Consider the following 26,867-nt stretch of genomic DNA (forward strand, 5'->3'; position numbering starts at 1 on the left):
GTGCGGCTGTGGCGCACACCGTTACAAGCGCTGAAGCCGGCTCTTCGCCTCGGCGTACTCATGGGCGAGGCGCTCGACGACCGCTGCCGCGGGAAGTACCGCTCCGATCGCGCCGACGCCCTGACCCGCGCCCCAGATGTCCCGCCACGCCTTCGCTCCTTTGATGTCCTGGTTCCCGAAGTCCATGGCGGACGGATCGGAGCCGGGCAGTGCGGCCGGATCGAGCCCCGCGGCCTCGATGCTGCCGCGGAGGTAGTTGCCGTGCACGCCGGTGAACAGGTCGGAGTACACGATGTCCGCAGCTGTGGAGTCCACGATCATCTGCTTGTACTGGTCCTCCGCGTTCGCCTCGTCGGTGGCGATGAACGCCGAACCCACGTAGGCGAGGTCCGCGCCGACGGCCTGCGCGGCGAGGATCGAGCGGCCGTGAGCGATGGAGCCCGACAGCAGAAGAGGGCCGTCGAACCAGTCGCGAATCTCCTGGACGAGCGCAAAGGGTGATTGCGTGCCGGCGTGCCCACCCGCGCCCGCGGCGACGGCGATCAGGCCGTCCGCGCCCTTTTCCACCGCCTTGCGCGCGAACCGGTCGCTGATGACATCGTGCAGCACGATCCCGCCGTAGGAGTGGACCGCGTCGTTGACATCGGCCCGGGCACCGAGAGAGGTGATGGTGATCGGCACCTTGAACTCCACGACGGTCGCGAGGTCCTCCTCCAGGCGTGAGTTGGTCTTGTGCACGATGAGATTGACCGCGAACGGCGCGGACGGTGCCTCGGGGTGGTCGGCGTCGTGCTTGGCCAGCTCCTCCGTTATGTGCTGCAGCCATTCCCGCAGGGCCGACTGGGGCCGCGCGTTCAGCGCGGGGAAGGAACCCACGATGCCGGAGGCCGACTGGGCGATGACCAACTCCGGATTGGACACGATGAACATCGGCGATGCGACCACGGGCAGGCGCAGCCGGTCCCGCAGGATGGGGGGCAGGCTCATGAGCAACTCACCATGCTTCCTTCTTCTGCTTTCTTCTGCGGCGGACACATCTCTTCCTTCGAAGGATGTTCAGTGTCGGCGGGCCGGTGCGCCGCCGGGGTACGTTGTGGCGGGTCAGAGCGGTACGGTCGTTGGACCGCTAGAGGATCTCCCCGGCCGGGCCCTTGGGCAGCGCGTCGACGAACCGGATGATGCGCGGGATCCGTCGGATGAGATCGCCGCGGCGGTGTCCGCGGGGCGGTTCCAGTAGCCGCGCATCGCCGTCGGTCCCTTGATATGGACCTCGCCGACGGCACCCTGCGGGCACTCGGTGCCGTCGTCGTCACGCGCCGGGACGCGGGCCGCCGCCGAGCGAGGCGCCGAAGTCGGTGAAAGCCTGCACAACGATGACTGCTTCCCTCATGTCGCCTCACTGCGTGTGGTTCACCGATGACGGGCGCCACGGCCCGGTAGGGAGGACGGGAGGCGGCCTCCCGATCGTTATAGTTGAATTCGGCGTCAAGTTCAATCAGTAGGCAGCCCCTAACCGGGCAGTATTGCCAGGGCCTACCTCTTTCCCGGCGCGACGGTGGCCTCTCGTGCCCCGACGGACACTGCAGGGTCAGCAGGAGCATCGTGGTCAGAACTACCCACAGGAGTGGGCTCGCCGCCTTCCGGTCAGAATCCGCCGCCAACGACCACCCATGTCAGCAGCGCTCTAAAGGGTGCGGTGGTTCCGCGACCCCGGTTCCCGGGGTCCGAGTACACCGGGCGCCTGTCCGTGAACGGCACCGGACCAGCATGAACCACGTCGACACCGCGGCCAGTCCGCGCCAGTTGAACTGCGAAAAGGCCTTGCAGAACGCCGAGTTGGAGATCCTCACCGCGTTCGGCGTGCGAGGTCATCCGGGCCATCCTACGAGGGCCGGGCTGACGGCGCGTACGCGGGGCGCGCGAACCGCGGCACCCTCCAACTGAAATCATGCGGGCCATGAACGACGATCCTCCCTCCACCTCCGCCGCCCCTGCCGGGGGTTTCCTTGCCGAACTCCGGGATGCCATCAGCATCCGCGCCTTCGGGCTCGTACTGGGCGGCCTGCTGATACAACTCGCCTTCACCGTCTCCTATCTGGGCGCCTTCCACTCCCCCACCCCGCACCGGATTCCGGTGGCGGTGGTGGCCCCGGAGCAGGCCTCGGCACAGATCGTGGCCAAGCTCAACGGGCTCGCCGGCGACCCGGTGAAGGCGACCGCCGCCGCCAGCGAATCCGCCGCCCGGCAGCGGATCATGGACCGGAGGGCGGACGCCGCCTTCCTGTTCGACGCGACCGGCACGAAGGACACACTGCTGGTCGCCTCGGCCGGCGGCCCCTCGGTGTCCCAGACCGCCTCACAACTCGCCCAGAAGATCGAGGCCGTGCAGAAACGGCAGGTCACGGTCACCGACATCCAAGCCCCGAACAGCGGCGACGGGCGCGGCATGACCTCCTTCTACCTGGTGCTCGGTTGGGTGGTCGGCGGCTACCTGACAGCGACGATCATGAACATGTCCGCCGGTTCACGACCGGCCAACCAGCACCGGATCCTGATCAGGCTGGCGGTGCTGGGTCTGTACGCGATCGTGTCCGGGATCGCCGGCGCGGTGATCGTGGGCCCGGTGTTCGACGCGCTGAGCGGTCACTTCTGGGCGCTGACCGGGATCGGCGCACTGGTGGTGTTCGCGTCCGCGGCGACCTCGCTCGCGCTGCAGACGCTGCTGGGCATGCTCGGCACCGGGCTGACCATCCTGCTGTTCGTGGTGCTGGGCAACCCGAGCTCGGGCGGGGTGTACCCGTCGGTGCTGCTGCCGGGGTTCTGGAGCACGATCGGCCAGGCGCTGCCGCCGGGCGCGGGCACCACGCTCGTCCGCAACACCGTGTACTTCGACGCGCACGCCACGGCGGTCGCCTGGTGGGTGCTCGGCGCCTACGCGGTGGGCGGTACCGCGGTCGCGCTGGTCGCGGCCTGGTGGCGGGAGCGGCGCAAGGCGGCGGCCGTCAGCACCGTGGCGTCAGACGGCAGCGGGCCGGACCCCGTGCCGACCGGGTGACGGCCGTGCCGACCGGCACCACGCCGCCGACGGCGGTCAGTCCGTAGTCCCGCAGCAGCACGGACAGGACGAGCACCGACTCCAGCACCGAGAAGTACTGGCCGATGCGGGCGGGCGGCCCACCACCGAAAGGGAACCAGGCACAGCACGGCCGGCCGCCACGGCCTCCGCCTGCGGGATGGAGCGGTCTCGCTCGACTCGACCGCTCCGGGCCGTCCCGGTAGACAACCAACCCGCTCTGGTGGCCAGTTCGGTCAACGGGGCGTGTTCGTGCCGACCGGGGGTGCCGCAGGGAGGCCGGTCACGGGTGCCGACTCCTGCCTTCCGCAGCGATGTCCAGGCGCCACAGGGCGGCGATCTGGTTCTCCGCGAGGGCTTTGGGTGCGGTCCGGCGGCGCCGGCCGCCGCTCGATCCCGATCGTCGGATCGCACTCGATCCAGCCCTGCCGCTGCCACCAGCCGATTGCCCTGCGCGCGATGGACAGCTCCCGGTTGACAGTGTCGGCGTCCATCTCGTCCGCCCGAGCGGCGGCCAGTTCCGCCAGCCCCTCCGGCAGTGCCGGATCATCGATCGCGGCGACGGGGAAGACGGGCGGCTTCGCGCCGCGGCGGGCCGGGCCGGTCGGCGCCGGTTCGCCAGCGGACATCCACCCCTACGTCGTCAGCGAGATCCGGTAGATCCGCACGGAGCACTTCGCGATGCCCGCACCTGTGAGGTACCGCTCCACGGCCGCGGTGTACGACGACGGCGGGGCGGACCGAGGCAGCACCCGGGCGCGTGGCAACCGCAACGCGCCCCCGGCCCCAAGCCCGGTCACTGGTTCGATCGTCACGCTGTCCCCGCGTCCCCGACGCTGCCGCAGTAAGTACGTACACCTCTCCCTGAGGCCGGAATGCCCCGCCGCAGGTCGCGATGATCACCGCAGAGGCTCCGTCGCAGTGGATCCGGCACTCACTACGACAGTCGAAGGGTGAGACCCGCAGACGTGTACGCCGCAGCCCGCCCATGATGTTTCTGGCAAGACCAACAGAATATTTTCCGACACGTAGATAACTTGTCCACGGATCGGCTAAGTTGATCCGTACGTCAGAGGTCACAAGGTGACGGGAGGGGTCGAAACATGAGCGACGAGGATGCGATCCGCGACGAGGACTTCGAGTTCGAGGACGTCGATGACGGCAACGACAGCTTGGCAGCGCACGTCAGCGCCGAAGGCGGGCTGATCGAGACGACACTCGGAGCGCTTCGAGAGGAGCTCGGCTACAAGAAGCTGGGCCGGTGGGTCCTAGAAGAGGTGGAGGAGTACCTCACCAGCCAGAAGCTGGGCTTCTTCCCCGTCTGGAAGCTGCGGCCCGAGGCGAACACTGAGCCTCGCAAGGAGCAACGGCTGTGGGTGTACGCCCTCGACGGCAGCACCCGCGCTCAGGTCATCACCGCCGTTCTCCACCCCGAGGACCACGACGTCTTCGCAGCCCTCGATGGGCTGGTGGCCGGCCGTCACCAGGCACTGCTTCCCCAGCAGAAACTGGATCTCATCCGAGAGATCGCCAACTCCTGATCCCGAAGCGGTCAGGGCCTCAGCGGTCACGCCCGACGGGGCCCTGGCGATGTACGACGCCAATCGCCGCTGCGGTTCGAGAGTGGAAGTCAGCGGGCGCGGTTCCACCAATCCACGCTCTTCAGCGCCAGCACCTTCTTTTCCAGGGCCTCGGCCGCCTCACCGCTCTCGGTGACAGCCCAGCAGACATGAACGTCTGCCCAAGCCAGTGCCGCCTTGCCCCATTCAGTCGCCCGCATCGGCCGTCCGCATTCCGCCTCCACCAGGCGCTCGCGCAGCCATTCGGGGTCAGCCAACGCCTTGTCGAACACCGCCTCGCCGAGCCCGGATGCCAGCGCCTTACCGCTGGTGTAGCGCCGCAGCCGACCTCGCAGCCCTTCTCCCTTGCGTTCACCTGCCCTACCGGCATAGACGAGCGGGCCGGACGGGCCCCGCCTGGCGAGGTAGACGCCCGGCACCCGCGGTACCTCCGCTCTGGCCAGGGGCACCCATTGCGACCACGAAGCCAGGGCCGGCATTTCCTGATCGAGCCCGTCGGGTTCCTCGCAGAGCTCGAAGATGTCGGGCTCGCGAGGGCCGGGCACCCTGGCCCTGGATGCGTCATAGACCTTGGTGCTTCTCGAGGAGTACGCATCACGCGGCGTCCAGACCAGCAACCCCACGGGCGGACCGACAGGTTCCAAACCCGCGCCGGAAATCTGCTGCCAGGTCCTGAAGTGGCGGGGCAGGGTCTCGCGGGTGAACTCCGGCAGCCGATCAGGCTCCGGCACGGCTTCGGGATCTGCGAAGTACGGCTCGCCGAAAAGGTCGTAGCCCACGGGCTCGGGCATTGCAGTCCTCTCATCGGCGGTACGGGGCCAGGACCACACTACCGAGTCCGGGGAGTACCCGAGGTCTTGGCAGAGCGTCACGCAGCGGTACATATCCGTTCGCCGTAGCCATAGGAGAACAGGGCCGTGATCCCCGCGGGTTCAAGGAAACCGAAGGCCCTTCAGCCTGAACCCACGGGTCCACCGGTGTACTTCAGGTCGGTGCATCCGTGGGTTCGGTTGGAACACGAGGACGTTGTGCGAGCCGAAGAGCTTCGGCCGTGACATCGGCATCGACCTGTGCCGGTGTTCTGTCGCCGTATTCGAGGATGTCATACTCGTCGTCCAACTCGGCGAGTCGTTCAGCCAGGGGCAGCTCGTGCCCGAAGCGCTGGTGGATCCGGAAGGCCAGCTCCCGTGGTGTCAGCTCGCCGGCCAGCATCCGGGAGGCAAGTGCCCGTGCGGCGGCTTCCTGTCCGGCATCGCTGCCCACCGGGTAGAAGGTGAGACCCAGTTCGTCGAGTGCGGGGGGAAGCAGGTCGGGGACGTCGTAGTTCGCCTCGGCGCGCGTGCATGCGGCCAAGATCCTCAGGGCAGGGCTGTCGAGGCCGGCAACCAGTGCCTCACAGGCAGCGGTGACGACGTCGGTTGCGCGGATCTCGCCCATGCTCCAGAGCACGGCGCAGTCCTGAAGCTTGCGGGCTGCTGGAGCGGTCGACGGCATGGGTCCATGATCTCGTCGCGGGGTTAAGCAGGTCGAGCGGGTTTCACTGCGATGCCTGCTCGGCAGATTCTCCCAGAAGCGCGCGCTGAGTCCGCGTAGCGGATGGCGGTCTGGGCGGGCTGCACTCCTGAACCTCCAGGGCGTGACCAGTTCCACGTCCCGGGACGTTCGGCCCACAGGCCCGGCGCCAGCCGGCGGTCGGGATCCCTGCCTCAGTCGCGGCTGAAGCCGTAGGCGCGCTCCACCCGCGCGATTTCCACGCTGTACGAGGAGTACCAGCGTTCACGTCCGAGCCGCTGTGCTTCGAGATGTTCGGGGTGAGCCTTCCATGCCGCTATCGATGCATCGTCTGCGTAGTAGATGACGATGAGGTCCCGGCCGTCCTCGTCCGTCAGCGACTCGCGGCCGAGATAGCCGGGCTGCGCCTCCCCGAGTTCGGCCATGCGCTCGCTCATCGCTGCGTAACCTTCGAGATCCGCGGTCGGCCGGGTGGTGATGATGACTGCGTAGTACGGCGGTTCGGGGCGGACGAACGAGGTGGTCATGCGGGAAGCCCTCCGTCGGTAAGGAGCATATGCTGCCAAGGCTACTGACGTGATTCTTCGGTGGCCACCGCGTTGGATGACGAACAGTTGGTGCAGTAGGTAGCAGATCAGGGCGCCGGCGATGCCGACAAAAGCGAGGAAGCGCTCGGCCTTGCGGTCGTTGCGGCGGTGCAGGCGCCGGCATCCGTTCAACCAAATTCGGTCATTCCCGTCCCTGTGACAGCGGGGACACCGTTTGCGTCAGGACAGCCGCGGTGGCTGGCCGCCGACTTCAACCGCGGTCACAAGCAGCGCAACACCGTCGAGAGGTGCATCAACCTCTTGAAGCAGTGGCGAGGCATCGCCACCCGCTACGAGAAGACCGCGACCATCCACCTGGCCGGACTCCAGATCGCGAGCATCTGCCTCTGGTCCGCTCGGTGATCAAACGAGACTGCCTAGCGGCTGGCAGCGGCCGTGGGACGCTTGCGGTACTGCCCCGGCGGGATGCCGTACTCGCGCTTGAACGCCTTGGCGAAGGCGCACTCCGAGGTGTGGCCCGCGCGTTGCGCCAGGACGCGCAGCGGCGTGTCGCCCGAGCGCAGCAGTCGGCCCGCCGCCGTCATGCGCAGCTACGTCAGGCATGCCAGGGGCGATGTGCCCACCAGGGCGGTGAAGTGCCGCGCGAATGCGGCCCTGGACAGGCCGCCACGGGAGGCCGGCCGCATGCAGTACCGACCCGGCCTCGTCGCCAAGACCGGCCTCGACTTCCAACCACCGCAAGCCCAGCCACCGAAGATCTTTACCGGCGCACCTGCCGCGGTCGCCGGCCGGAAGGTGGCACGTCATCGCGGAGGTGAAGGGGGTCCCCCCGATTACTTACAGGCAGAAGGTCGCCCACGGCTGGGATTTCATCAACTGGTGGTGTACATAAGTCACTTGTTGCGTCTTCAGGATCGCAACAGGCGGTGATCGCGGTAACGTCAGTCGCTCTTCCTGCGATCGCCGACCCCCCTCATGCACAGCGAAAGGCACATGTATGGCGAACAACCGCAGGATGCGCTACGGCGGACAGATGCTGGCGCTCTCAGCGGCTGCCTTGGGCATGGTCGCGGCGATAGCCGTTCCGGCTTCGGCGGATGACCAGCCTGCCCGGGCACAGCTCATAGCCGACTGCGACTCGGGGGAAGGGAAGTGCACCTTCAACGACCCGCAGTTGGGACAGGCGTATCTCGGAGATTTCCACCGGGTCTCCGACTCGCTCTACAACTGCAGCACCTCGCCTGCCACCCAGTCGATGACCTGGTCCGACACGGTCGGTGCCACGGACTCGGCGGGCGTAGCCGTGACCGCCGGCGGCAAGATAGCGGGAATCATCGACCTCAGCGTGACGGCGACGTACAGCCACACCTGGTCGAGCACGCACTCGGAGACCAGCTCCGTCAACATGACCGTGAAACCCGGTGAAGTCGGCTGGATCTCCCGTGCGCAGGTGATGCAGACCGTCTCCGGCACATGGCAGACCCACTACGACGACCGGAAGTGGGATCACTACTTCTGGTTCGTCCCCGACGTCATCACCGGCCCTGCCCCTAACGGGACTGACGGCCAGAGCAATGCGGTGGTCGTCAAGTCCAGGAAGATGACCGCTGAGGAGAAGCGGTCCTGCTCCAGCCGCTCCGGTAAGGCCAAGACGTTCGTCGTCCAAGGCTGATCCACCGATCGCGCGCCTGGCTGCCTCGTGGTCCGCACACCCGCGAGGCAGCCGGGGCAGCACAGCAAGGGCGGTCAGCGCCGGTGCAGAGTGTTCAGGAGATGGCGTGGCCCGGGTTCGTCGAGCGTCGGGCTGGTGACCTCAGCCTCCGCGTTCCGGTAGCGCCGGGTGAGAGTGACGGCGCGGTCACCGCCGGTGCCGCGGACCGTGCTCATCTCGCCGTGCGCGTCTACTCTGCACGTCGCGCCCTTCTCTATGAGCTCGGGGCATCGGGGTGTCGGCGTAAGCGGCGAGCGCACCGTGAGGTCCACGTATGTGTACTCGTCCTGCCGGACGGGGCGGTATTCGACGTGGAAGTAGGCGGGGCCGACCTCGGCACGGGACACCTGCGTGCCAGGCGGCGCAACGCCCAGGTACAGCAGCTCCGGGTGCTCCCGGTACCGCGCGACCTCCGCCTCGTGCTGGCGCTGCCGCGACTGCGCCGGGCCGACGAAGCCCCCGAAGGCCACCCCGGCCGCCAGCGCGGCCACCGCCCCCAGCCGTACCCACCGGCTCGGCACGAAGAGCGCCGCGGCCACGGCGTACGGTGCCCCCGTCAGCGCGATCCGGGTACCGGCGCTCCCCAGGTCGACGCCCCCACCGTAGGCGGGACGCCGACCTGGCCGTCGCCGACCGCGCCTACATCGGGGCCGGCTCCTGGGTGACCACGCCGATCAGACGGCTTCGTCACCAAGACCTCACCCGGACCCAACAGAGGATCAACCGGGCACTGTGAGCGGCGCGCGCACCAGTCGAACGAAGCTTCGCGAGACATGTGGTGCTCCCGGGCCGATAGTCCGGGTACACCTTGAGACTAGGACTCCACCGCCTTCAACGGCCCGTACACCAGGTAGAATCAGCGTTCGCCCGCTTGGCAACCGCCCGCCCAGCCCTCCCCGGCGCCCGACCACGCCCGTACGTAGCAGCCTCGTACGACTTCCCCCAGGACCTGACGGACGCCGAGGACGAACTCACCCAGGTCCGCACTGGCCCTGGTCGGCCGAACCGCTGGACGCGTGGGAGACCCACGAGAACGCCTGTCGGCAGTCGTCCCGGCCCGCCTCCCCCGCGGGCTTGTCACCGGTGAGGTTGACGCTGCCATCGACGGTGTCGGGGACTCAGTAGTGGGCCGCCGCGGCTCATCGCTGGGGGCCCGGTCCGGTTTCGGCCGATCGGCGGCGGTTGCCGTGCCAGTCCAGTATCAGGACCGTGGCGTCGTCCTTGAGGTTGCCATGGCAGGCGTCAAGCACCGCGGTGGTCAGGCTTCGTACGGCTTCTCTTGGATGCAGCGGGCGGGTGTCCTGCACGACCGAGGCCAGGTCGACGGCTGCGGCACCGCGCTCCTGCATTCCGTCGGTGAGCAGGATCAGGCGGTCTCCTGGACGCAGTTGCAGTTCCTGTAGGCGGTAGGAGGTGGGTGCCGCCACACCGAACGGCAGGTTGACGGCGAGTTTGACCTCCTCGACGATGCCGTCGCGCAGCCGCAGTGGCCAGGGATGACCGGCGTTGACCAGTTCGCACAGGCCTGTTTCGAGGTCGACACACAGCAACTGCCCGGTGGCCAGGCCGCGGCTGTGGCTCAGCAGCGCCTGGTGGGCGTGGTGGGCTTGCTTGAGGGCGTCACATCCACTGCGGCGGGCCCGCCGCAGTGCACCGACCAGCAAGGTGGCCAGCAGAGCGGAGTTCGTGTCGTGGCCCATGGCGTCGGTGATGGACAGGTGCAGGGTGTCGCGGTCGAGGGTGTAGTCGTAGGTGTCGCCACCGATGTCGTCGGCCGGGATCAGCCCGGCGGCGAGGGTGAACTGGTCCGCCTGGCAGCAGGGGGCCGAGGGAAGCAGTTGGTGCTGGATCTCCGCGGCCAGGCTGGTCTCGGTGGTGCGCCGGCCCAGGTGGTACAGATCGGTGAAGCGGCGGTCCGTGACGATGATGTAGGCGAGCGCGTGTGCCGCGTCGCGGACCTGTCGGAGCACGGTGTCGTCGGCGGACTGCAGGGTCACCTCCAGGACGCCGATGCAGTCACCGCGGTTGGTGACCGGCGTGATGACCCGCCGTCCGCCCTGGCCGTCCGGTTCCACATGCTGGCGCTGACTCTGCAGAACGCTGTCGTAGACGCTGCCCTGCAGGTCGATCGGCTCGGCATGGTCCGCGACATCACCGTCGGCCGCGGCGAGCCGTACCAGCCGCTGACCGATGAGGTCGACGAACAGGAAGGACACACGCTCCGCACCGAATCGCTTTTGCAGGTCGTTTGCTATCACGTCGACGGACTCACCGGGCGGCGCCGCCTCCGCAGCGGCCAGCAACTCGCCCAGTTCCAGATCTCCACCCTCCACGGCAACCTCCCATCGGCTGCCGAAACTTCTTCCCCGAGTCTCCGCGACATCACCCAAAGTCCCAGTCGACACGCCCGTGGTGCCGCGCAGTTGCAGTGCCTGCGCGCTGGCCCCCGCTCACCGCAGCAAGAGCGGCGTCCAGATAGCCGGGGGGCCACAGCACCACGGCGTTGAGGACCAGGCCGAGCGCCCCATGCGGGTCCTCCTGCCCCCGTCCGGTACGCCTGCATGATCTGCCCGCGCTTGCCGTGGCAGGTTCCGGGGCCGGCGATGGACGAGGCAGGGGCAGGAGAGGGGGCAGAGGGAGCAAGGGGGCCGTCCTCCAAGCGTCGCCACAACAAACCGCCTTCTGCAGGGGACGTTTCCGCATGGTCGGCTATCCGGGACCTGTGATGCGGCTGTGACCCGGAACTGTGGCCTCCACCACGGTCGGGTGTCCCGGGTCCTGATGAGCTGGCCCGATGCGCAGAGCCGTCCCCCTCTTACTGATCCTCGCCTCAGGCCTCGCCCTCGCGGCGTGCGGGCAGCAGACCGAGCCGACCGAGTCCGAAGCGCGGCCCACCTCGTCGGACGACCCGAGGTACCTGCCGCTGGCCGCGTACGACATGTCCGACGACGACGGCCGCACGGTCGCCAGGGCCCGGTGGGCGCTCGCCAAGGAGTGCATGACCCGCCTCGGGTTCGGCAGCCTGAAGAACCTCGTCACCGACCCCGAACCCGCTTGGCCCCAACGCCCCTCCGGCACGGGCGTGTTCACGGCCGTTGCGTACTACTCGGACGACTTCCGCTACGGTATCCAGGACCCCGAGCAGGCCGCGCGGTACGGCTATGAGGCGGCGCGGGCCGAGTACGAACGCCGTTACTCGAAGAAGAAGTGGTCCCTCTCCGAATACCTCGCGCTCACCGGCCAGTTCGTCGGGGACGATCCGAAGACCGTTCACGGCCACCGCATCCCGGAGCGCGGCTGTCTCGGCGAGGCGGACCGTGCGATCTTCGGGGCGAACCTGCAGGACCGGAAGGATCCTGTCCTGGAACTGGAGACCAAGAGCCTCCAGCAGGGCATGCGGGACCCCGTCTGGAACAAGGCGGACAAGGCGTGGTCGGCCTGCATGCGGAAAGCGGGCTACCACTACGCCACCCCTGACGACGCCGAGACCGGCCGCGACCGCGAGGAACTCGAGGAAAGGCTGAACGGTCCGCAGTACGACCCCAACGAGCCGTCGGCCCTCGAGAAGAAGACCGCGACCGCCGACGCCCGCTGCAAGCAGCAGACCGGTTACGTCCACACTGCGCACGCCGTCGACGTACGCATCCAGGTACAGCTCATCGCCAAGAACCGGACGAAGCTGGAGGAGGAGCGCCGCTGGAACCGCAACGCGGTCCGAAAAGCCCACGACATCCTTGAGGACCGGTCGTGAAACCAGCCCGAGTTCGGAGCTGAGTCCCGCTCCCCCATGCTGTCGGGGCGTGTCTCGGAAGTGTTCTGGGTTGGCTCGCGTGAGCGTGCGGGGGCGGAGTTGTCGGTATGTGGGACCGGCCGAGCCGCAAGCTGCGATCCGGCCGGGCAGTGACGGCTGCCCGATCGGCTCGGCGGCTGACTTCGGCAGATGGATCGGGGAGCGATCGGCGGCCGAGTCGGCCGAGCCGTTCACCTTCGTGGTCGACACGGAGGGCGTGCTTCGGCCGGCGCCACGACGAAGCGAGCATGTGGGCTGCGCCGGCGGAGGACCGGTCCTGAACGCTGGCGAGATCGGCTTCATGTGACGCCACGGCGGGCGGAGCCGAGTCCTCGTCGCCGACCAGGACTCGCGAGCGGTCGTGCTTCGGGACGGCATGGGCCTGTAGTGCGGTCCGTACCGCCGGTGTGGCCGCCGATGGCGAGGACCGTCTTCGTCCTCGTGCCGGCCACGGATTCGCTCTTTACCTGAGTCCGCTGAGCATGACGCCGCGGATGTAGTACTTCTGCAGCAGGAGGAAGAGGATCAGGACCGGCAGGATGCTCAGGACGAGGCCGGCCATGACGATGGGCATCGTGCGGGTCGGGTCGACGTAGTCCTGCAGGAGCTGGATGCCGACGGGCAGGGTCATCACGTCCGGGTTGGCGGTCGAGACGAGCAGCGCCCAGATGTACTCGTTCCAGGCGTCGACGAAGGTCAGCAGCGCGAGCGTCACCACGACCGGCTTGGTCTGGGGCACCACGATCCGCCACCATACGGCGAACTCGCCGGCGCCGTCGATGCGCGCGGCCTCGAGGACCTCGTCCGGGATCGAGACCATGAACTGGCGCATCAGGAAGATCCCGAAGCCGTTGACGAGGAACGGCATGGCGAGCGCCGCGATGCTGACGGTCAGGCCCGCGCCGCCGCGCCCGAACAGGTCGTTGCCGCCGGCCAGCGGCCAGTGCACCAGGATCAGGAAGCGCGGGATGAAGAAGAGGAACGGGGGGAACATCATCGTCGACAGCACCAGGCGGAAGATGAAGTCCCGGCCGGGAAAGCGGAGTTTGGCGAGGGCGTAGCCGGCGAGTGACGACGTGAGCAGCACCGATCCGGTGATCATCGCGGTGGCGATGACGCTGTTGCGGAAGAGCACCGGCAGATCGAGCTGGTCGATCGCCGACCGGTAGTTGGACAGGTCGAACGCTTGGGGCAGGAACCGGTACGGCAGCGTGCCGGACTCACCGGGCCCTTTGAAGGACGTCATCACCATGTCGAGGAACGGCACCACGGTGAGCACGGCGCCGGTCACGACCACCAGATACGACAGCCACGGGAAACGGCGGCGGATCATGCGGCCTCCCCCTTGCGCCGGAAGATCCACAACTGCACCAGGGTGACCACGAGGACCACCGCGAACAGCACGAAGGCGGCGGCGCTCGCGGTGCCCCAGTCGCCGTAGCTGAAGGCCTGCCGGTACATCTCCAGCGCGGCCACGTTGGTCGCGTCACCCGGCCCGCCCTTGGTCATCACGATGATCAGCGCGAACGACTGCAGGCCGGTGAGGAACTGGGTGATGCACACGAACAGCAGGGACGGCCGCAGGAGCGGCAGTGTGATCTTGAAGAAGACGGTGACGGGCCCGGCGCCGTCGAGCTCGGCGGCCTCGTGGTACGACTCGGGAATGGACTTCAGCCCGGCGGTCAGGATGAGGATCGCCGTGCCGACCGAGGCCCAGGCCTGTACGACCACGACCGAGGGCAGCGCGGTGTCCGGGTCCTGCAGGAACGCCACCGAGCCGAGACCGAGGGCGTTGAGGACGCCGTTGACGAGCCCGCCCGGCTCGTACATGTACTTCCATACGTTGCCGACGGCGACGACGGTCGTGACGATCGGCAGGAAGTACAGGGTGCGCCACAGCCCCTGGAACCGCAGCTTGTCGATGCAGGTGGCGACGAGCACGGAGCCGGCGAGCGCGAGGGCCACGGTGCCGAGGGCGAACAGCAGCGTATTGGTGAGGATCGGCGCCAGGAACGTCGATCCGTCCGCGAAGAGGCCGGTGAAGTTGTCCAGGCCGACCGGATCGATGTCGCCGAGGTCGAACCCGGCCCAGCTGGACATCGACAGCAGCAGCGCGAAGCCGAGCGGCAGGATGAGGAAGACCGCGAAGAACAGCAGCGCCGGCGCCAGGAAGAGATAGGCGACGACGGCCTGGCGCCGCCGTCGCCGGGTCCGGCTTCGGCCGTCGGCGGCGGGCCCGGCGGACGGCGCGCTGGGCGCCCGCACCGTCGTCTCCGGGGTCAGGGCGTTCACCATGAGCGCGACACCTCCTGATCGACCTGCCGGCGGATGGTGCGCAGCGTCTCGTCGACCGGCTGCTGACCGGTCCACAACGCCTCGATGTTCTTGCGCAGCAGCGACTTGGCCCGCTGCGCGCCCGGCACGTTCGGTTCCGGCACCGCGTACGCCAGCGCGTCCAGGAACGGGCGCAGGTTCGGATCGCTGCCCGCGCCCAGGAGCGTCCGCATGTCGTCGGCGCGGCCGGTCAGAGAACCGACCGACACCTGCAGGGAACTCATCCGGGTCGCTGTCGCGCCCCTCTCGGCGCTGTTCACGCTCACCTTCTCGGTGTTGAGCCAGCGCAGGAACTCCCAGGCCTCGCGCGGGTGCTCACTGGCCGTGTTGACCCCCAGCATGAAGCCGGTGGAGAGCGTGGCGCGCTTGTCGTCCGTCTCGGGGACGGGCACGGGCGCGACGCCGACATCGCGGTAGTCCTTGCCCATCTGGGCCTTCAGGCTCCCGGTCCACCAGCCGGCGCTGACCACCATGGCCACCTGCCCGGACGCGAACGCCTTGTAGACGTTGACGCCGGGTGCGCTCGCACCTTTGGTGACGAGGCGGTGCTCCAGATCGAACACGGCCCGGCCGGCCGGCGAGTCGATGGCGGTGCTCCTGCCGTCCGCGGAGACGAACGTTCCGCCGGCGGCGTTGAGCAGTGCAAGGGTCTGCCCGACGGTGGTGGAGTCGTCGTAGGTCGACAGCCCGAAGCCCTGGACCAGCGTGTTGCCGTACCGGTCCCGCCTGGCGGTGCGGTAGGCCGTCTCCTCCAGCTCCCGCCAGGTGCGCGGGGGCCCGATGATGCCGGCCTCGCGCAGCAGCCGCTTGTTGTAGTAGAGGGCGTACGTCTGCACCTCGGTGGGGTAGCCGTAGACCTTGCCGCCCACCGACGAGGAGCCGACCGCGGCCTCGCCGTAGCCGCTCCTGATCTCCTCGGCGTGCTCGGACGGAGCGGGCCGCAGGACGCCGGCCCGGACGAGCTGGCCGTTCCACAGGCAGTACGGGTGGATGATGTCGGCGCCCTGGCCCGCGGCCTGACGGACCATGAACGTGGTCAGCAGGTCCGTGAACTCGACGGCCTTCGTCCGCACCCTGACCCGGTCGTGCGTGGCGTTCCACTCGTCGACCGGGCCCTGCAGGGCCTCCTTGAGCTCCCCGCTCGCATAGTGGGAGAGCAGGGTGAGGACGATCGGATCCCCGGGCCGCCCGGTGCCCTGGTGCGGTGCGGCGCATCCGGAGGCGAGCAGCGCCGAGGGCAGCGCGAGCGCGAAGTGACGGCGGCTCAGGCCACCGGTGCGGCGTGCCGGCGTCATCGGGCGGTCTCCCGGCGCATCACGCGGAACACCCGGGTCGTGGTGAAACCGGCCTTGCGGTACAGGTGGCCCGCCGGGGACCGCTCGCCGGTCCACAGGAACCACGCGGAGTGCGCACCGCGCGCCCGCATCCGCTCCAGGACCAGGTGGAGCAGGACCTTGCCGAGTCCGGTGCCGCGCATCTCCTCCAGCACACCGAACGGCCCGAACCGCTCGTCCACGGACTCGTACGCGCCGTGCATCGCCCAGCCGACCAGGCGGCCCGAAGGGTCCCGGGCGATGACGATCCGGTCGAGCGGCGTGCCCGCGGACAGACACTCCCGGATCGCGCGCGCCCAGTCCGGGGTGAAGTGGTTCCCGGCGAGCGCGACCAGGTGCACCAGCTCGTCGTCGGACGGGGTGGCGAAGCGGTAGCCCTGCGCCGTCAATGCGTCCAAGCGGCACGCGACATCCTCCGGGAAGCGATAGCCGACCAGGCCGCGGTCCATCGCGGCTGCCTCGTACAGCGTGCGAAAGCCCAGGGACTCGAGGAGTCCGGCCGCTTCCGGGTACGCCTCGGCGTCCAGGCCGGGGAGGATGTAGTTCGGGGTGTACGCGGAGAAGTCCACCCGGGTGCGGCCGTGGCTGTGCAGCCAGTCGAGGGCGTCGGTCAGCAGCCGGCGGCCGAGGCCGCGACCGCGGGCGGCGGGGTCGGCGAAGAAGAACGGGATCCAGCCCCGCTCCGGTTCCAGGTCGGTGCCGGTCATCGGCGTCAGGCGGCGCACCGCGTAGGCGGCGCCGACGACCCGGTCGCCGTCGACGGCGACCCGAAGCCCCTCCGGATCGAAGTTGGCGTCGAGCAGCACCAGGGAGCGGAAGCGGTCCGGGGTGATGGGGTCGGCCGGCGTACTCCGGTGCCACGTCTCCACCAACCGGGGGCCGTCGCCCGCGCGAAAGCCACGAATCCGGGCCCGGGGTCTGGTCGTGCGATCGGTCATCGACGGGGTTGTCCTTCCAGACGCAGGTCGCGGACGGCCCCGAACGTCGCCCGCAGCGCTGCCTCGTTCTGGTCCGGGGTGCGCTGCGCCACGGCGATCAGGGCGCAGTCCACGACGACGAGTCGGGCGACGCGGCCGGCAGTGGCCGACGCGGCGCGGCGGCGGGCCGGGCCGAGGACCATGACGGTCTCTGGCACGGTCCTCGAGTTGGAGCCGGTCGAGGTCGATGTTCCCGATGGTGTCCGTGACCGCGCGGGCGTCCGCGCAAGCGGTCTTGCCGACCGGTTCGCGGAAAGTGTCGTCCGGGCCGATGCCGGTGCCGGGCACGGGCGGGTGCCGCTCCCGGGCGGCCTTGTGGGCGAGGCCGGTGGCCAGGGCCATCCGCGGCCCGGGGCGGCCACGGCGGCCGATGGCGCGGCTGGACCGGACCACCGTCGTCTCGGAGGTGTCGCGGGCCGCGGCCGGCTCGGTGACGGTCCGCCCGACTGCCTGCTCCTTTCAGGGGCAGAGCAGCAGCTCGCAGCGGTGGGGCAGGAGGTGTCAGGGGTAGAGCAGCACGTCGTCGCCGGCCCACCGGCCGGGCGGCGCCGGCGGATCGCACAGGGGCAGCGGGTCGTCGCCCGCGTCGACGGCTCGCCGCAACCGGTCGGACCCCCACAGCAGGTCGATGAAGTGCCGGTGGCCGGTCCCCTCCACGCCGCCGTCCGCGGTCCGCCAGGCGAAGTCGTCCGGGTACAGCCGCCGCAGCGTGATGAGCATCGCGACGGCGGTACGTACGGGAGCGAACACCTCGGGGTCGGTGATGTGGAGCTGGACCCCGCGCAGCAGCCGTCCGGCGTGTTTGTGGAAGGTCGGTACGTATCGCAGATCACGGAAGCGCACTCCGGGCAGGGCGAGTTCGGCGAGCGAGGGCGCGAACCGAGCGTCGATGTACGGGCCCCCGACGATCTCGAAGGGCTGCGTGGTGCCACGGCCCTCCGAGAGATTCGTGCCCTCGAACAGGCAGGTGCCGGGGTAGCAGGTGGCAGTAGCGGGCGTCGGAATGTTCGGCGAGGGCGCAACCCACGGCAGGCCGGTGGCGTCCGCGTCCGTGGCGCGCTCCCAGCCGACAGCCTCGATCACCGTCAAGTCTGCCGTATGGCCCGCGACTTGGGGCACAGCAGAGGCGTTGAGGTGCCGGGCGAGTTCACCGCAGGTGAGGCCGTGCCGGACGGGTATCGGGGCGCGCCCGACGAAGCTGGCCCACGCCGGGTCGAGCACCGGACCCTCGCTGACGAGTCCTCCGAGGGGATTCGGCCGGTCGGCGACCACGAACCGTACGCCCGTACGGGCCGCCGAGACCATCAGGTCAAACATGGTCCACACGTAGGTGTAGAACCTGGCCCCGATGTCCTGCAGGTCGTACACCAGGGCGTCGACGCCAGTGTGGAGCAGCAGTTCATCGAGGCGCTCGCCGCTGCACCGGTATGTGTCGTGGACCGGCAGGCCGGTGGTGGGGTCCGCCTGAGCGGCCTCGCTCTCGCCGGCCTGGCCGGTCCCGTGCAGCCCGTGCTCGGGACCGAACAGGGCGACCAGCCGTGCTCCGGCCTCGAGCAGCGCGGACGCGGCCGGGCGCAGGTCGGGGAGGACGCCGGTGTGGTTGGTCACCAGCCCGAGCCGGCCGGGCCCGGCAAGTCCGGGCGACGCGTGCAGCCGTGCGATGCCGGGCGTCACCGCGACGCGGTCGTCCGTGCTCATCCTTTGCCCCCGTCTGCCGGTGACATCTCGAAGCGGCGGTCGGAAACCTACATATTGGCCGGTCTTGGAATTTAGCAGTGATTTATCCGAGTTCGTGCGGAGCGTGGCCGTGAAATCTCTTGCGGCGTCCTGGGCATGAAGGACGACGACAGGGTGCCCTCAGCGTCTGCCACTGATCACCCGTTCGGCGCCGTGTACAGCCGCCCCGGGCGGCACACCGGATCTGTGCGCCAAGGGAGCGGTCCTCCCGCTGCAACGTGGGCGCTGGGCGTGCCGTGGCCGTCTCCGGGCCGGCTGCGGCACACCGTCCGGGAGGCATGGTCCGCCGCCGGTCGATGACGGCGCCTACGGCAGGGAGAGCAGGGCCGCTACTGCGACCACGCTTGACGGCGAACCGGGCTGCCCGGGGCTCGACGCCCGGCGCCCGTGCCGGGTGCGCCACCCGGTTGCCGGCGGTCCAGCCGGGCGGCTTCATGGCCTGTTCGGCCCAGCCCCGGCCGTGGTCGGCGTGCGGCGGTGCGAGGGTGGTGGGAGCCGCGCGGACGGGCGCGGGCGACGGCCCGTACGGGTGACTGGCCGGGGGTGTCCGGTACTCGCCCCGCCCGCGACCGACCGCGGTCGCCACGCACCCGCACTTCCGCAGACGGCAGGGACAAGCCGAAGGAGCCCAAGACCATGACGGACGTAGCGAGCACCGGTCCCGCCCCCGGTGACGACCGGAAAACCCTCACCAACCGGCAGGGCCACCCCGTCTACGACAACCAGAACCAGCGCACCGTCGGCGTCCGCGGGCCGGCCACCCTGGAGAATTACCAGTTCCTGGAGAAGATCAGCCACTTCGACCGGGAGCGCATCCCGGAGCGCGTGGTGCACGCGCGTGGCGTGACCGCGTACGGCTGCTTCGAGGCGTACGGCACCTGGGGCGACGAGCCGGTCAGCCGCTACACCCGCGCGGCGCTGTTCCAGGAGCGCGGCAAGCGCACGGACGTCGCCGTCCGCTTCTCCACCGTCATCGGCGGCCGCGACTCCTCCGAGGCGGCGCGCGACCCGCGCGGCTTCGCGGTGAAGTTCTACACCGAGGACGGCAACTGGGACCTGGTCGGGAACAACCTGGGCGTCTTCTTCATCCGGGACGCCATCAAGTTCCCCGACGTCATCCACGCCCTCAAGCCGGACCCGGTCGACTTCGAGCAGAAGCCCAACCGCATCTTCGACTTCATGTCGCAGACGCCGGAGGCCATGCACATGCTCGTCAACCTGTTCAGCCCGCGCGGCATCCCCGCCGACTACCGCCACATGCAGGGCTTCGGCGTCAACACGTACAAGTGGGTCAACGGCGAAGGCCGCACAGTACTGGTGAAGTACCACTGGATGCCCAGGCAGGGCGTGCGCTCCATGACCGAGGAGGACGCCGCCAACGTCCAGGCCGACGCCCTCGGCCACGCCACCAAGGACCTGTACGAGGCCGTCCAGCGCGGCGAATACCCCGAGTGGGAACTGCTCGTGCAGATCATGGAGGACCACGAGCACCCGGAGCTGGACTTCGACCCGCTGGACGACACCAAGACCTGGCCCGAGCATGACTTCCCGCCCAAGCCGGTGGGCCGGATGGTACTGGACCGGATGCCGGAGAACTTCTTCGCGGAGAACGAGCAGATCTCCTTCGGCACCGGTGTGCTGGTCGACGGACTCGACTTCTCCGACGACAAGATGCTCGTCGGCCGCACCTTCTCCTACAGCGACACCCAGCGCTACCGCGTCGGCCCCAACTACCTCCAGCTCCCCGTCAACCAGGCGAAGAACGCCCGGGTGCGCACCAACCAGCGCGACGGAATGATGGCGTACTACGTCGACGGTGGCGGCGAGAATCCCAGCGTCAACTACGAGCCGTCGATCCGCGGCGGCCTGCGTGAGGCGGAGTACCCCACCCACGACGAGCAGGGCCCGGAGATCCACGGCCGGCTCACCCGCAAGCGGATCCCCCGCACCAACGACTACCAGCAGGCCGGCCAGCGCTACCTGCTGATGGAGCAGTGGGAGCGCGACGACCTGGTGAAGAACCTCGTCAACCTGCTCTCCCAGTGCGACCGGCCCATCCAGGAGCGGATGGTGTGGCACTTCCTGCTGGTGGAGAACGACCTCGGCCTCAAGGTCGGCGAGGGGCTCGGCATCCGTCCCGAGGACGTCGCGGACCTGGAGCCGCTGGCCAGCCAGGAGCTGACGGAGGAGGACAAGATTCGTCTGGCCGGCCTCGGCAAGAACCCGTCCCGGGACGTCGAGGGAATCACCATGACGCACTGTGTCCCCGACGAGCGGCACGTGGTGACCCGCTGACCGGTCGCCGTGCCCGCCTGCGGCGCGGCCGGCTGCCTGTGGCGTACGGGTGTGCAGCGCTTCACGGCCGGGGATGGGCGCGGCGCCATGACGCGCGTGCGTCACCGCCACGGCGTACGGCGACGGAGGCGCAGCGCGGGCGGTGGCGCCCGTAACCGGTCGGCCGCGCCTCCGGGTGACCGCCATCGCCGCGGCCGGGCCCTTCACGGACGGCTTCCCCTCTCCAGGGCCAAGTCCGACGCAGCCGGCGCCCGGGTCTTGGCCACATCCTGCGGACCGACCGGGTCAAGTCGTAGACGTGGGCGATGGGTTGGCTGTCCGGAGACACCGGACCTCGTCCGGGACACCGGCACCGAGCGGCACGCCACCTTCACGGTCGACGCCGCCGCGCTACCCGCCAACGGCGTGTGGAAGCTGCGCGTCACGGCGGGCCCCGGACGCGGGGCGGACGGGGCGCCACCCGTGGCGACGCGGCTTCCCAGCGACTTTGCCTCAGGTGAGGTTGATCCGTCATCTGGATGCGCAGCCTCGACCCGGGGCCGCGGTATCGGCGCCCGACTGGCACGCCGGACGCCGGCACCGCTCACGTCAGGCCGGCGAGGTGACCGCTCGGCCGAGATGCCGGGGGAAGAACCGGACCGCACTGTCCGCCTCGAACCTGGGCAGCTCCTGATCACAACTCCCGTCAGGTCCTGGTGCGATGACGGGTCAACGTTCGTCCAGGCGAGGCGAAGGCGGTGATCATCGTGATACGTTCGGAATCGCCGTACAGCTACTGCGAGTTCGAGGAGGTGAGTCCGATCAACACTGTGACCAGTCGGGGCTCCCTCCTTTGCATGGCCTAGGGAGCGCCCGCGCAAGGCATTCCCGAAAGGCTTGAAACGCTGATGCGCTTCACCTCCCAGACGTCATCGAATGGCGTCACCGAAGTGTTTTTCACCCTTGACGAGATTCCCGGTGTGCTGTGGACGCCGGAAGGCGCCTGCGGCACGCGTCCCCTGATTCTGCTGGGTCACGGCGGCAGGCAGCACAAGACGGCCCCCGGCACCGTGTCCCGCGCGCGCCGCTACGCCGCCGAGGGGTTCGCGGTCGTCGCGATCGACGCGCCCAACCACGGTGACCGGCCCGAGGACGCCGAGTTCGGTCGGATCGCGGCCGAGATGCGGGCCGGCATGGCCGCTGGTGAGAATCCGGGCGCGCTGGTGGCCGGCATGCACAGCTATCTGGCCGGTCAGGCTGTCGCGGAGTGGCAGGCGGTCCTGACCGCGGTCCAGGGCCTCGACCAGGTCGGCGTCGGCCCCGTGGGTTATTGCGGCATGTCGATGGGCTGCGGACTCGGCATCCCGCTCATCGCCGCAGAGCCCCGGATCCGTGCCGCGGTGCTGGGCCTGCTCGGTGTGCACGGGCTGGCCGAGGACGCCGCGCGGATCTCCGTGCCGGTGCAGTTCCTGGTCCAGTGGGACGACCAGATGGTTCCGCGGGACGAGAGCCTGGCGTTGTTCGACGCCTTGGCCTCGACCGAGAAGACGCTGCACGCCAACCCCGGCACGCACGGGGATGTGCCGTCGTTCGAAGTGGACAGCTCGCTGCGGTTCTTCGCCCGGCATCTGAGCTGACGCGAGATCACAGTGCCCGGCGCGCCGGCCGGAGCTCGTTCCCGGCCGGCGCGTTCGGTCCAGGCTGTTCCAGCGGCCTTTCGGTACCAAGCCACCGTCGGGGAGCGACCAGTGGGCGCCTTGACCAACTCCGGGCCGTCCGACTTCTCCGGACGCTGCCTCTGGTCACTTCTCTCTGTGTGCCCCCTACAGTGAAGCCCAATGACACTCCTACATGCCCATGATCATGGGGGCGATGGCCCTCAACTGGTTCTACTGCACGGTTTCGCACGGTCGCTCACCGACTGGGACGCCTCGGCCACCCTGCTCACCGCCGGGCACCGTGTCCTCGCCGTCGACCTTCCCGGCCACGGCCGCTCTCCCGGTGTCTCCCCCTGGACCATCCCCACCGTGGTGCGGCGCATCGCGGACACACTCGACGCGCATGGCGTGCCGGAGGCCGTTGTGGTGGGCCATTCCCTCGGCGGAATGATCGCGGTCGAATACGCCAGGGTGAACCCGAACCGTGCCCGCGCCGCCGTGAATCTCGACGGGTTCTGGTGGGGACGCGAGTACCCCGGCGCGGAACGGGTGAGTGAGATGCTGCTGGCGTCGGCCGGGACCATCGCGCCACCCGAGTACATCGAGGCGCAGGTCGTCAACTCCGCCCGGCTCGGGATTCCCGCCGACCGTGCGGAGGCCGCTGCCCGCGCGGCCGCACGCCCGTTGCCCGACGGCACGTGGCAGACGCTGCCGGAGCGGGCGGAGGCGCTGGATATCCAAGACGAACTCGACAGGCTCGGCGCGCTCGGTGTCACCAAATGGCTGGACGGGGTCGACTGCCCGCTGCTGCTGGTACAGGCCGGCCGACGGCTACCGCCTGCGCCTGGCATGGAGTGGTTCGCCGATTTCAGCACGCGGTTCGCACAAGATGTCTCCGACGAGCTGGCCGTGCTGTCCCGCACCCGGCCGACGATCAGCGTCAACCGTATTGACGCCACCCACCCCATGAACCTGGAAACTCCGGAAGCGGTGGCGACACTCGTCGCCGGGTTCGTTCGAGGGCTGCCCGAGTAAGCGCGGTGAAGACCGCCGCGCGTGGGCGGTCTTCACTTGGGACGCGCAGTCCTCAGCGGGTGGTGAGCATGCCTTCGCGCAGGCGGGCGAGCGTGCGTGACAGGAGGCGGGAGACGTGCATCTGGGACACGCCCAGGCGTTCGCCGATCTGGGCCTGGGTGAGTTCCTCCACGAACCGCATGTGGATGATCTGCCGGTCCCGCTCGTCGAGTTCGGCGATCAGCGGGGCCAGGGCGTGGAAGTCCTCCACCAGTTCCAGCGCTTGGTCTTCGGTACCGATGAAGTCCTGCAGGGCGCTTTCGCCGTCCTCGCTACCGTTGATCGCTGCGTCGAGGGAGGAGGAGTTGTAGCCGTTGGCGGCCAGGCGGGCCTCCCGGACCTCCTCCTCAGGGAGGCACATCAGCTCCGACAGTTCCTTGATCGTGGGGGTACGGCCCAGACGGCTGCGGAGTTCCTCCGTGGCGCGCGCCAGCTGGACGCGGGCTTCCTGCAGTCGGCGCGGCACGTGCACGGCCCAGGTGGTGTCGCGGAAGAACCGCTTGATCTCCCCGATGATGTAGGGGATGGCGAAGGAGGTGAACTCCGCTTCCCTGGAGAGGTCGAACCGGTCGATCGCCTTGATCAGCCCGATCATGCCGACCTGGACGATGTCCTCCATCTCCTCCGGTCCACGGCTGCGGAAGCGGCCCGCCGCGAACCGGACCAGGGACATGTTCATCTCGATCAGCGTGTTGCGGGCGTAGCTGTACTCGGGGGTGCCCTCCTCAAGCAGCGCGAGCTGATCGAAGAACAACCGCGACAGCTCACGGGCATCCTTGGGCGCCACCCGGGTGGGGTCGGCGACCTCCGGCAACTCCTCCGTCTGCGTGCCTGCTGCCGCCGTGCTCATGAGAGCCATGCTGTTCCCCTCCCGCAATCGAGCCAATGCCACTGCCTGCCTGAAACGGCCGACGCCGCACCGCCTACCCCTTCATCCTGCACCCATGTCCGGACCGGCGCACGAATCCTGCCACGCGCACCGGTCAGGGGTGGGCGCGGTGAGAGGGGATATCCGCTCTTCATGAGACCGCTGGCGCGGTTGCGTATTGCTGACCAGTCGTTGACGCAGCAACCTGCGCGGCCGACGGGCGGCACCCGCTCACCCAGCGGCCCCAGCGTGGGTTGCGGCGGCGGGAGGTGAGCTGGATCCGGTCCGCCTGCGCCTTGAACGTGGCTCAGGCAGGCCCGGAGTCTCGCCGAGCCTCGTCGGCGACCTGCCGGCCCGAGTCACGCGCCTGCTCCGTCAGGTGGCTTGTCTGGCCGCGGGCCTCTTCCTGGGTCGCTCGGGCGGCCTGCGCGGCGGTGTCCTTGACCTCCTCAGTGGCGCTCTGCGTGGCCTCCTTGGCGCCTTCCTTCAAGTCCCGCGCGGACTCGAGGGCCGCCTGCTTCACCGGCTCCAACGCCTCCGCGCCGCCTTCCATCAGGCCGGAGGCCGCCTGCTGCTCGGCCTGGGACGCCGGCAGCAGCGAGGACGCCAGCACACCGACTCCGAAGGCGATCAGACCGGCGGCCAACGGGGTGCCCTGGGTCTGCCGCATGGCCTGATCAGGCGCCTGCCTGACCGCTTCGCCCACCTGATCGACGGCGTCGCGCGCGGTGCCGACCGCCTGCCCGGCACCTTCCTGCAGCGAGCCGGCCGCCGACTGGGCACTGCCGGTGACCCCTTGGGCGGCCTGCGACGCGGATCCCATGACCCGCTCACGGATCCCCGAGACCGCGCCCCGCATCCGCTCGGTGCGGCGGCGCACCACACGCCGGGGGCTGGTCCGGTCGGCGAGCCGGTCGACATCGGCGGACAGCCGTTCCCGGGTGGCGTTGATCTCGGCCCTCACTTGGTCGGGTGACGTGCCCATTCGGCATTCTCCTTCATCGAGTCGACGGTCTGCTCGGGCTTGGGGGAGACGGTGCGCATCCGGGTGCGGCCCCGCTGGTACAGGACGGCTGCGACCACGGCCCACACCGCCGTGACGATCAGGGCGGCCCAGCCGCCGTCCATCACGTTCGACAGGCCCAGCACGGCGGCCAGCGAAAGGAACAGGAGCACCATGTAGCCGGCGAACCCGGCGCCGCCGTACATGCCGGCCGCCTTGCCCGCCTTGTTCGCCTCCTGCCTGATTTCCGCCTTGGCCAGCTCGACCTCCTGGCGAAACAGGGTCTGGATGTCCGAGGTCACCACTGACAGCAGTTCGCCCACCGACCTGTCCTCACCGTGCGGAGCCCCGGAGCTCGGGGGGAGGGAAGACACCTCACACCTCCGGAGAGGGGGGAACCGGTGCACCGCTCGGCGCCGTGCCCGCGGACGGCGGAACCGGCGGCTGCGGAGTCTGCGGGATCGTCGGCGGTACTGGCGGCACCGGCGGAGCCTCCTGCACGGGACGGGAGGGGAGGGTCGGTGGGGCCGACTCGTTCAGTGCTTCCGGAGGCACAGTGCCGGCAGAGCGCTGCTGTCCCGTGCCGGAGGCCTGCCCGGCCTTGCCCGCCGCCTTGGCCAGGCGTCCCACCGCCAGCCCTGCCAGCAGGGCGCCTCCCAGAAAGGCACCTGGGCGCCGACGGGCGAAGCCGCGGACATCGGAAAGCACCCCTTCCATTCCCTGCTTCTCCAGGTAGTCGGCGGCCCGGTGCCCTCCGTCAGCCGCCTGGGCAGCGAGGCTGCGGGCAGGCGACTCACCCTGGGCGTTGCCGGCCAGACCGGCCGCGTCGTCTGACCACTGACGCAGCATCCCGGCCGCCCGCCTGACCTGTCCTTCGGCTTCGCCGATCGCGCGGCTCCGCAGCTCTTCGATGACCGTGCCGGCCTGCTGCCGGGCCTCACCGACGACCGTCTTGGCCTGCTCCGCCGCGGTACCCACGACCTGGCCCGCCGCCTGCCTGGCCTGATCAGCCGTAGCCGACGCCTGGGCCTTGGCCGTCTCACCGGTCTGCTGCAGCCTCCCGGGACCGTTCTGTATGGACTCACTCATCAGCTACTCCCTCGGCGTCGAAGTTCTGCTCCATGCCACGCGTCCCCCCGCAGGATTCACCGGCGACGCACTGGTACGCCGCTGTCGGGTCTCACGCTTGAACCTCCACTCAACGCACGAGTAACTACTTAGCCGACAATCACACACAAATGGGAAAAACCATCCCGTATTTCTTTCATTGCCGACCGCGCCGAGCAAGCAAAAGGTGACCGCGAGACCCGCGGCGGGCCGCATGGAAAGGAAGCCCGAGAGGGCCTGACTGCCTCGCAGTTCCCTCGCCGGCTTCCGGCGCCAAGGCCTTGATC

General features: G+C 69.3%; 25 protein-coding genes and 4 pseudogenes. 9 read left to right on the forward strand and 20 right to left on the reverse strand.

The genetic code is table 11. From position 1 onward, the window contains the following. Positions 1-21: 21 nt before the first annotated feature. Positions 22-987 carry an NAD(P)H-dependent flavin oxidoreductase gene (locus ACIBBH_RS03910; protein ID WP_399401635.1) on the reverse strand — a complete coding sequence of 322 codons (966 nt, stop codon included), beginning with the start codon at positions 985-987 and terminating at the stop codon, positions 22-24. 970 nt (positions 988-1,957) lie between these two features. Here ACIBBH_RS03910 and ACIBBH_RS03915 point away from each other — a divergent pair. After that, positions 1,958-3,055 carry an ABC transporter permease gene (locus tag ACIBBH_RS03915; RefSeq protein WP_399401637.1) on the forward strand — a complete coding sequence of 366 codons (1,098 nt, stop codon included), beginning with the start codon at positions 1,958-1,960 and terminating at the stop codon, positions 3,053-3,055. Positions 3,056-3,309: 254 nt separating this feature from the next. Here the strand turns inward: ACIBBH_RS03915 and ACIBBH_RS03920 are convergent, their stop codons facing one another. Both ACIBBH_RS03920 and ACIBBH_RS03925 read right to left on the reverse strand, forming a co-directional pair. Next, positions 3,310-3,702, reverse strand: a complete 393-nt coding sequence (locus ACIBBH_RS03920) for a hypothetical protein (RefSeq protein WP_399401639.1) — start codon at positions 3,700-3,702, stop codon at positions 3,310-3,312. A 6-nt stretch (positions 3,703-3,708) separates the two neighbouring features. Then, a complete protein-coding gene (locus tag ACIBBH_RS03925; RefSeq protein WP_399401641.1) occupies positions 3,709-3,873 on the reverse strand; it encodes a hypothetical protein in 165 nt (54 codons plus the stop codon). Between the two features lie 303 nt (positions 3,874-4,176). Here ACIBBH_RS03925 and ACIBBH_RS03930 point away from each other — a divergent pair, with 303 nt between their 5' ends. Continuing rightward, complete coding sequence (locus ACIBBH_RS03930; protein ID WP_399401642.1) at positions 4,177-4,614, forward strand: hypothetical protein; 438 nt, start codon at positions 4,177-4,179, stop codon at positions 4,612-4,614. Positions 4,615-4,703: 89 nt separating this feature from the next. On the opposite strand, the gene ACIBBH_RS03935 is transcribed toward ACIBBH_RS03930, so the two are convergent. The 3 genes from ACIBBH_RS03935 to ACIBBH_RS03945 all read right to left on the reverse strand — a co-directional run bounded on the left by ACIBBH_RS03935 (position 4,704) and on the right by ACIBBH_RS03945 (position 6,692). Continuing rightward, entirely contained in the window at positions 4,704-5,444 is a 741-nt protein-coding gene (locus tag ACIBBH_RS03935) for a hypothetical protein (RefSeq protein ID WP_399401644.1), read from the reverse strand. Positions 5,445-5,637: 193 nt separating this feature from the next. Continuing rightward, positions 5,638-6,147, reverse strand: coding sequence for a hypothetical protein (locus ACIBBH_RS03940; protein ID WP_399401646.1), 510 nt, complete (start codon positions 6,145-6,147; stop codon positions 5,638-5,640). A 212-nt stretch (positions 6,148-6,359) separates the two neighbouring features. After that, positions 6,360-6,692 carry an antibiotic biosynthesis monooxygenase family protein gene (locus tag ACIBBH_RS03945; protein ID WP_399401648.1) on the reverse strand — a complete coding sequence of 111 codons (333 nt, stop codon included), beginning with the start codon at positions 6,690-6,692 and terminating at the stop codon, positions 6,360-6,362. A gap of 291 nt (positions 6,693-6,983) precedes the next feature. On the opposite strand from ACIBBH_RS03945, the pseudogene ACIBBH_RS03950 reads away from it, so the two are divergent. Further along, positions 6,984-7,115 (forward strand): annotated as a pseudogene (locus tag ACIBBH_RS03950) (IS5/IS1182 family transposase); the annotation flags it as partial. Positions 7,116-7,129: 14 nt separating this feature from the next. Here the strand turns inward: ACIBBH_RS03950 and ACIBBH_RS03955 are convergent. After that, positions 7,130-7,381 (reverse strand): annotated as a pseudogene (locus tag ACIBBH_RS03955) (helix-turn-helix transcriptional regulator); the annotation flags it as partial. A 329-nt stretch (positions 7,382-7,710) separates the two neighbouring features. Between ACIBBH_RS03955 and ACIBBH_RS03960 the strand changes: the two are divergent. Then, entirely contained in the window at positions 7,711-8,385 is a 675-nt protein-coding gene (locus ACIBBH_RS03960) for a hypothetical protein (RefSeq protein WP_399401650.1), read from the forward strand. A 74-nt stretch (positions 8,386-8,459) separates the two neighbouring features. Here the strand turns inward: ACIBBH_RS03960 and ACIBBH_RS03965 are convergent, their stop codons facing one another. After that, entirely contained in the window at positions 8,460-8,963 is a 504-nt protein-coding gene (locus tag ACIBBH_RS03965) for a hypothetical protein (RefSeq protein ID WP_399401652.1), read from the reverse strand. A gap of 86 nt (positions 8,964-9,049) precedes the next feature. Between ACIBBH_RS03965 and ACIBBH_RS03970 the strand changes: the two are divergent. Beyond that, positions 9,050-9,157: pseudogene (locus ACIBBH_RS03970) on the forward strand (IS5/IS1182 family transposase); the annotation flags it as partial. Between the two features lie 406 nt (positions 9,158-9,563). Here the strand turns inward: ACIBBH_RS03970 and ACIBBH_RS03975 are convergent. Beyond that, a complete protein-coding gene (locus ACIBBH_RS03975) occupies positions 9,564-10,757 on the reverse strand; it encodes a PP2C family protein-serine/threonine phosphatase (RefSeq protein WP_399401654.1) in 1,194 nt (397 codons plus the stop codon). 118 nt (positions 10,758-10,875) lie between these two features. Beyond that, positions 10,876-11,008, reverse strand: a pseudogene (locus ACIBBH_RS03980) (Tn3 family transposase); the annotation flags it as partial. 210 nt (positions 11,009-11,218) lie between these two features. Here ACIBBH_RS03980 and ACIBBH_RS03985 point away from each other — a divergent pair. After that, positions 11,219-12,175 carry a hypothetical protein gene (locus tag ACIBBH_RS03985; protein WP_399401656.1) on the forward strand — a complete coding sequence of 319 codons (957 nt, stop codon included), beginning with the start codon at positions 11,219-11,221 and terminating at the stop codon, positions 12,173-12,175. A gap of 502 nt (positions 12,176-12,677) precedes the next feature. Here the strand turns inward: ACIBBH_RS03985 and ACIBBH_RS03990 are convergent. The 6 genes from ACIBBH_RS03990 to ACIBBH_RS04015 all read right to left on the reverse strand — a co-directional run bounded on the left by ACIBBH_RS03990 (position 12,678) and on the right by ACIBBH_RS04015 (position 18,557). Then, on the reverse strand, positions 12,678-13,547 hold the full coding sequence (locus tag ACIBBH_RS03990; RefSeq protein ID WP_399401658.1) for a carbohydrate ABC transporter permease: 870 nt from the start codon (positions 13,545-13,547) through the stop codon (positions 12,678-12,680). Continuing rightward, positions 13,544-14,509: a carbohydrate ABC transporter permease gene (locus ACIBBH_RS03995; RefSeq protein ID WP_399401660.1), complete on the reverse strand. Its 966-nt coding sequence runs from the start codon at positions 14,507-14,509 to the stop codon at positions 13,544-13,546. The genes ACIBBH_RS03990 and ACIBBH_RS03995 overlap by 4 nt, the downstream gene beginning before the upstream one ends. Beyond that, positions 14,503-15,843 carry an ABC transporter substrate-binding protein gene (locus tag ACIBBH_RS04000; protein ID WP_399401662.1) on the reverse strand — a complete coding sequence of 447 codons (1,341 nt, stop codon included), beginning with the start codon at positions 15,841-15,843 and terminating at the stop codon, positions 14,503-14,505. The genes ACIBBH_RS03995 and ACIBBH_RS04000 overlap by 7 nt, the downstream gene beginning before the upstream one ends. Then, complete coding sequence (locus ACIBBH_RS04005; RefSeq protein WP_399401664.1) at positions 15,840-16,820, reverse strand: GNAT family N-acetyltransferase; 981 nt, start codon at positions 16,818-16,820, stop codon at positions 15,840-15,842. The genes ACIBBH_RS04000 and ACIBBH_RS04005 overlap by 4 nt, the downstream gene beginning before the upstream one ends. Next, positions 16,817-17,017 (reverse strand): hypothetical protein, encoded by a 201-nt coding sequence (locus tag ACIBBH_RS04010; RefSeq protein WP_399401666.1) that lies wholly within the window; start codon positions 17,015-17,017, stop codon positions 16,817-16,819. Before ACIBBH_RS04010 ends, ACIBBH_RS04005 begins: the two co-directional genes overlap by 4 nt. A gap of 343 nt (positions 17,018-17,360) precedes the next feature. Continuing rightward, on the reverse strand, positions 17,361-18,557 hold the full coding sequence (locus tag ACIBBH_RS04015; protein ID WP_399401668.1) for an exo-beta-N-acetylmuramidase NamZ domain-containing protein: 1,197 nt from the start codon (positions 18,555-18,557) through the stop codon (positions 17,361-17,363). A gap of 675 nt (positions 18,558-19,232) precedes the next feature. Here ACIBBH_RS04015 and ACIBBH_RS04020 point away from each other — a divergent pair. From ACIBBH_RS04020 to ACIBBH_RS04030, 3 genes are all read left to right on the forward strand, one after another. After that, positions 19,233-20,891, forward strand: coding sequence for a catalase (locus ACIBBH_RS04020; protein WP_399401670.1), 1,659 nt, complete (start codon positions 19,233-19,235; stop codon positions 20,889-20,891). 887 nt (positions 20,892-21,778) lie between these two features. Further along, complete coding sequence (locus ACIBBH_RS04025; protein WP_399401672.1) at positions 21,779-22,507, forward strand: dienelactone hydrolase family protein; 729 nt, start codon at positions 21,779-21,781, stop codon at positions 22,505-22,507. A gap of 201 nt (positions 22,508-22,708) precedes the next feature. After that, positions 22,709-23,563 carry an alpha/beta fold hydrolase gene (locus tag ACIBBH_RS04030; protein ID WP_399401674.1) on the forward strand — a complete coding sequence of 285 codons (855 nt, stop codon included), beginning with the start codon at positions 22,709-22,711 and terminating at the stop codon, positions 23,561-23,563. Positions 23,564-23,615: 52 nt separating this feature from the next. On the opposite strand, the gene ACIBBH_RS04035 is transcribed toward ACIBBH_RS04030, so the two are convergent. The 4 genes from ACIBBH_RS04035 to ACIBBH_RS04050 form a co-directional block, all read right to left on the reverse strand. Beyond that, the gene (locus tag ACIBBH_RS04035) at positions 23,616-24,461 is read right to left on the reverse strand and encodes an RNA polymerase sigma factor SigF (protein ID WP_399401676.1); all 846 of its coding nucleotides are present in this window, start codon (positions 24,459-24,461) and stop codon (positions 23,616-23,618) included. A gap of 316 nt (positions 24,462-24,777) precedes the next feature. Further along, on the reverse strand, positions 24,778-25,455 hold the full coding sequence (locus ACIBBH_RS04040) for a DUF3618 domain-containing protein (RefSeq protein ID WP_399401678.1): 678 nt from the start codon (positions 25,453-25,455) through the stop codon (positions 24,778-24,780). After that, complete coding sequence (locus ACIBBH_RS04045) at positions 25,431-25,796, reverse strand: phage holin family protein (protein ID WP_399401680.1); 366 nt, start codon at positions 25,794-25,796, stop codon at positions 25,431-25,433. Before ACIBBH_RS04045 ends, ACIBBH_RS04040 begins: the two co-directional genes overlap by 25 nt. Before the next feature lie 52 nt (positions 25,797-25,848). Then, a complete protein-coding gene (locus ACIBBH_RS04050) occupies positions 25,849-26,562 on the reverse strand; it encodes a hypothetical protein (protein WP_399401682.1) in 714 nt (237 codons plus the stop codon). Between the last annotated feature and the right edge of the window lie 305 nt (positions 26,563-26,867).

Source organism: Streptomyces sp. NPDC051636 (assembly GCF_044453765.1).
GTDB lineage: Bacteria > Actinomycetota > Actinomycetes > Streptomycetales > Streptomycetaceae > Streptomyces.

What these genes read in the sequence shown, in the direction of transcription:
- ACIBBH_RS03910 (WP_399401635.1), bottom strand. Translation starts at nt 987, where the DNA reads ATGAGCCTGCCCCCCATCCTGCGGGACCGGCTGCGCCTGCCCGTGGTC.
- ACIBBH_RS03915 (WP_399401637.1), top strand. Translation starts at nt 1,958, where the DNA reads ATGAACGACGATCCTCCCTCCACCTCCGCCGCCCCTGCCGGGGGTTTC.
- ACIBBH_RS03920 (WP_399401639.1), bottom strand. Translation starts at nt 3,702, where the DNA reads ATGTCCGCTGGCGAACCGGCGCCGACCGGCCCGGCCCGCCGCGGCGCG.
- ACIBBH_RS03930 (WP_399401642.1), top strand. Translation starts at nt 4,177, where the DNA reads ATGAGCGACGAGGATGCGATCCGCGACGAGGACTTCGAGTTCGAGGAC.
- ACIBBH_RS03935 (WP_399401644.1), bottom strand. Translation starts at nt 5,444, where the DNA reads ATGCCCGAGCCCGTGGGCTACGACCTTTTCGGCGAGCCGTACTTCGCA.
- ACIBBH_RS03940 (WP_399401646.1), bottom strand. Translation starts at nt 6,147, where the DNA reads ATGCCGTCGACCGCTCCAGCAGCCCGCAAGCTTCAGGACTGCGCCGTG.
- ACIBBH_RS03945 (WP_399401648.1), bottom strand. Translation starts at nt 6,692, where the DNA reads ATGACCACCTCGTTCGTCCGCCCCGAACCGCCGTACTACGCAGTCATC.
- ACIBBH_RS03960 (WP_399401650.1), top strand. Translation starts at nt 7,711, where the DNA reads ATGGCGAACAACCGCAGGATGCGCTACGGCGGACAGATGCTGGCGCTC.
- ACIBBH_RS03985 (WP_399401656.1), top strand. Translation starts at nt 11,219, where the DNA reads ATGCGCAGAGCCGTCCCCCTCTTACTGATCCTCGCCTCAGGCCTCGCC.
- ACIBBH_RS03990 (WP_399401658.1), bottom strand. Translation starts at nt 13,547, where the DNA reads ATGATCCGCCGCCGTTTCCCGTGGCTGTCGTATCTGGTGGTCGTGACC.
- ACIBBH_RS03995 (WP_399401660.1), bottom strand. Translation starts at nt 14,509, where the DNA reads ATGGTGAACGCCCTGACCCCGGAGACGACGGTGCGGGCGCCCAGCGCG.
- ACIBBH_RS04000 (WP_399401662.1), bottom strand. Translation starts at nt 15,843, where the DNA reads ATGACGCCGGCACGCCGCACCGGTGGCCTGAGCCGCCGTCACTTCGCG.
- ACIBBH_RS04005 (WP_399401664.1), bottom strand. Translation starts at nt 16,820, where the DNA reads ATGACCGATCGCACGACCAGACCCCGGGCCCGGATTCGTGGCTTTCGC.
- ACIBBH_RS04015 (WP_399401668.1), bottom strand. Translation starts at nt 18,557, where the DNA reads ATGAGCACGGACGACCGCGTCGCGGTGACGCCCGGCATCGCACGGCTG.
- ACIBBH_RS04020 (WP_399401670.1), top strand. Translation starts at nt 19,233, where the DNA reads ATGACGGACGTAGCGAGCACCGGTCCCGCCCCCGGTGACGACCGGAAA.
- ACIBBH_RS04025 (WP_399401672.1), top strand. Translation starts at nt 21,779, where the DNA reads ATGCGCTTCACCTCCCAGACGTCATCGAATGGCGTCACCGAAGTGTTT.
- ACIBBH_RS04030 (WP_399401674.1), top strand. Translation starts at nt 22,709, where the DNA reads ATGACACTCCTACATGCCCATGATCATGGGGGCGATGGCCCTCAACTG.
- ACIBBH_RS04035 (WP_399401676.1), bottom strand. Translation starts at nt 24,461, where the DNA reads ATGGCTCTCATGAGCACGGCGGCAGCAGGCACGCAGACGGAGGAGTTG.
- ACIBBH_RS04040 (WP_399401678.1), bottom strand. Translation starts at nt 25,455, where the DNA reads ATGGGCACGTCACCCGACCAAGTGAGGGCCGAGATCAACGCCACCCGG.
- ACIBBH_RS04050 (WP_399401682.1), bottom strand. Translation starts at nt 26,562, where the DNA reads ATGAGTGAGTCCATACAGAACGGTCCCGGGAGGCTGCAGCAGACCGGT.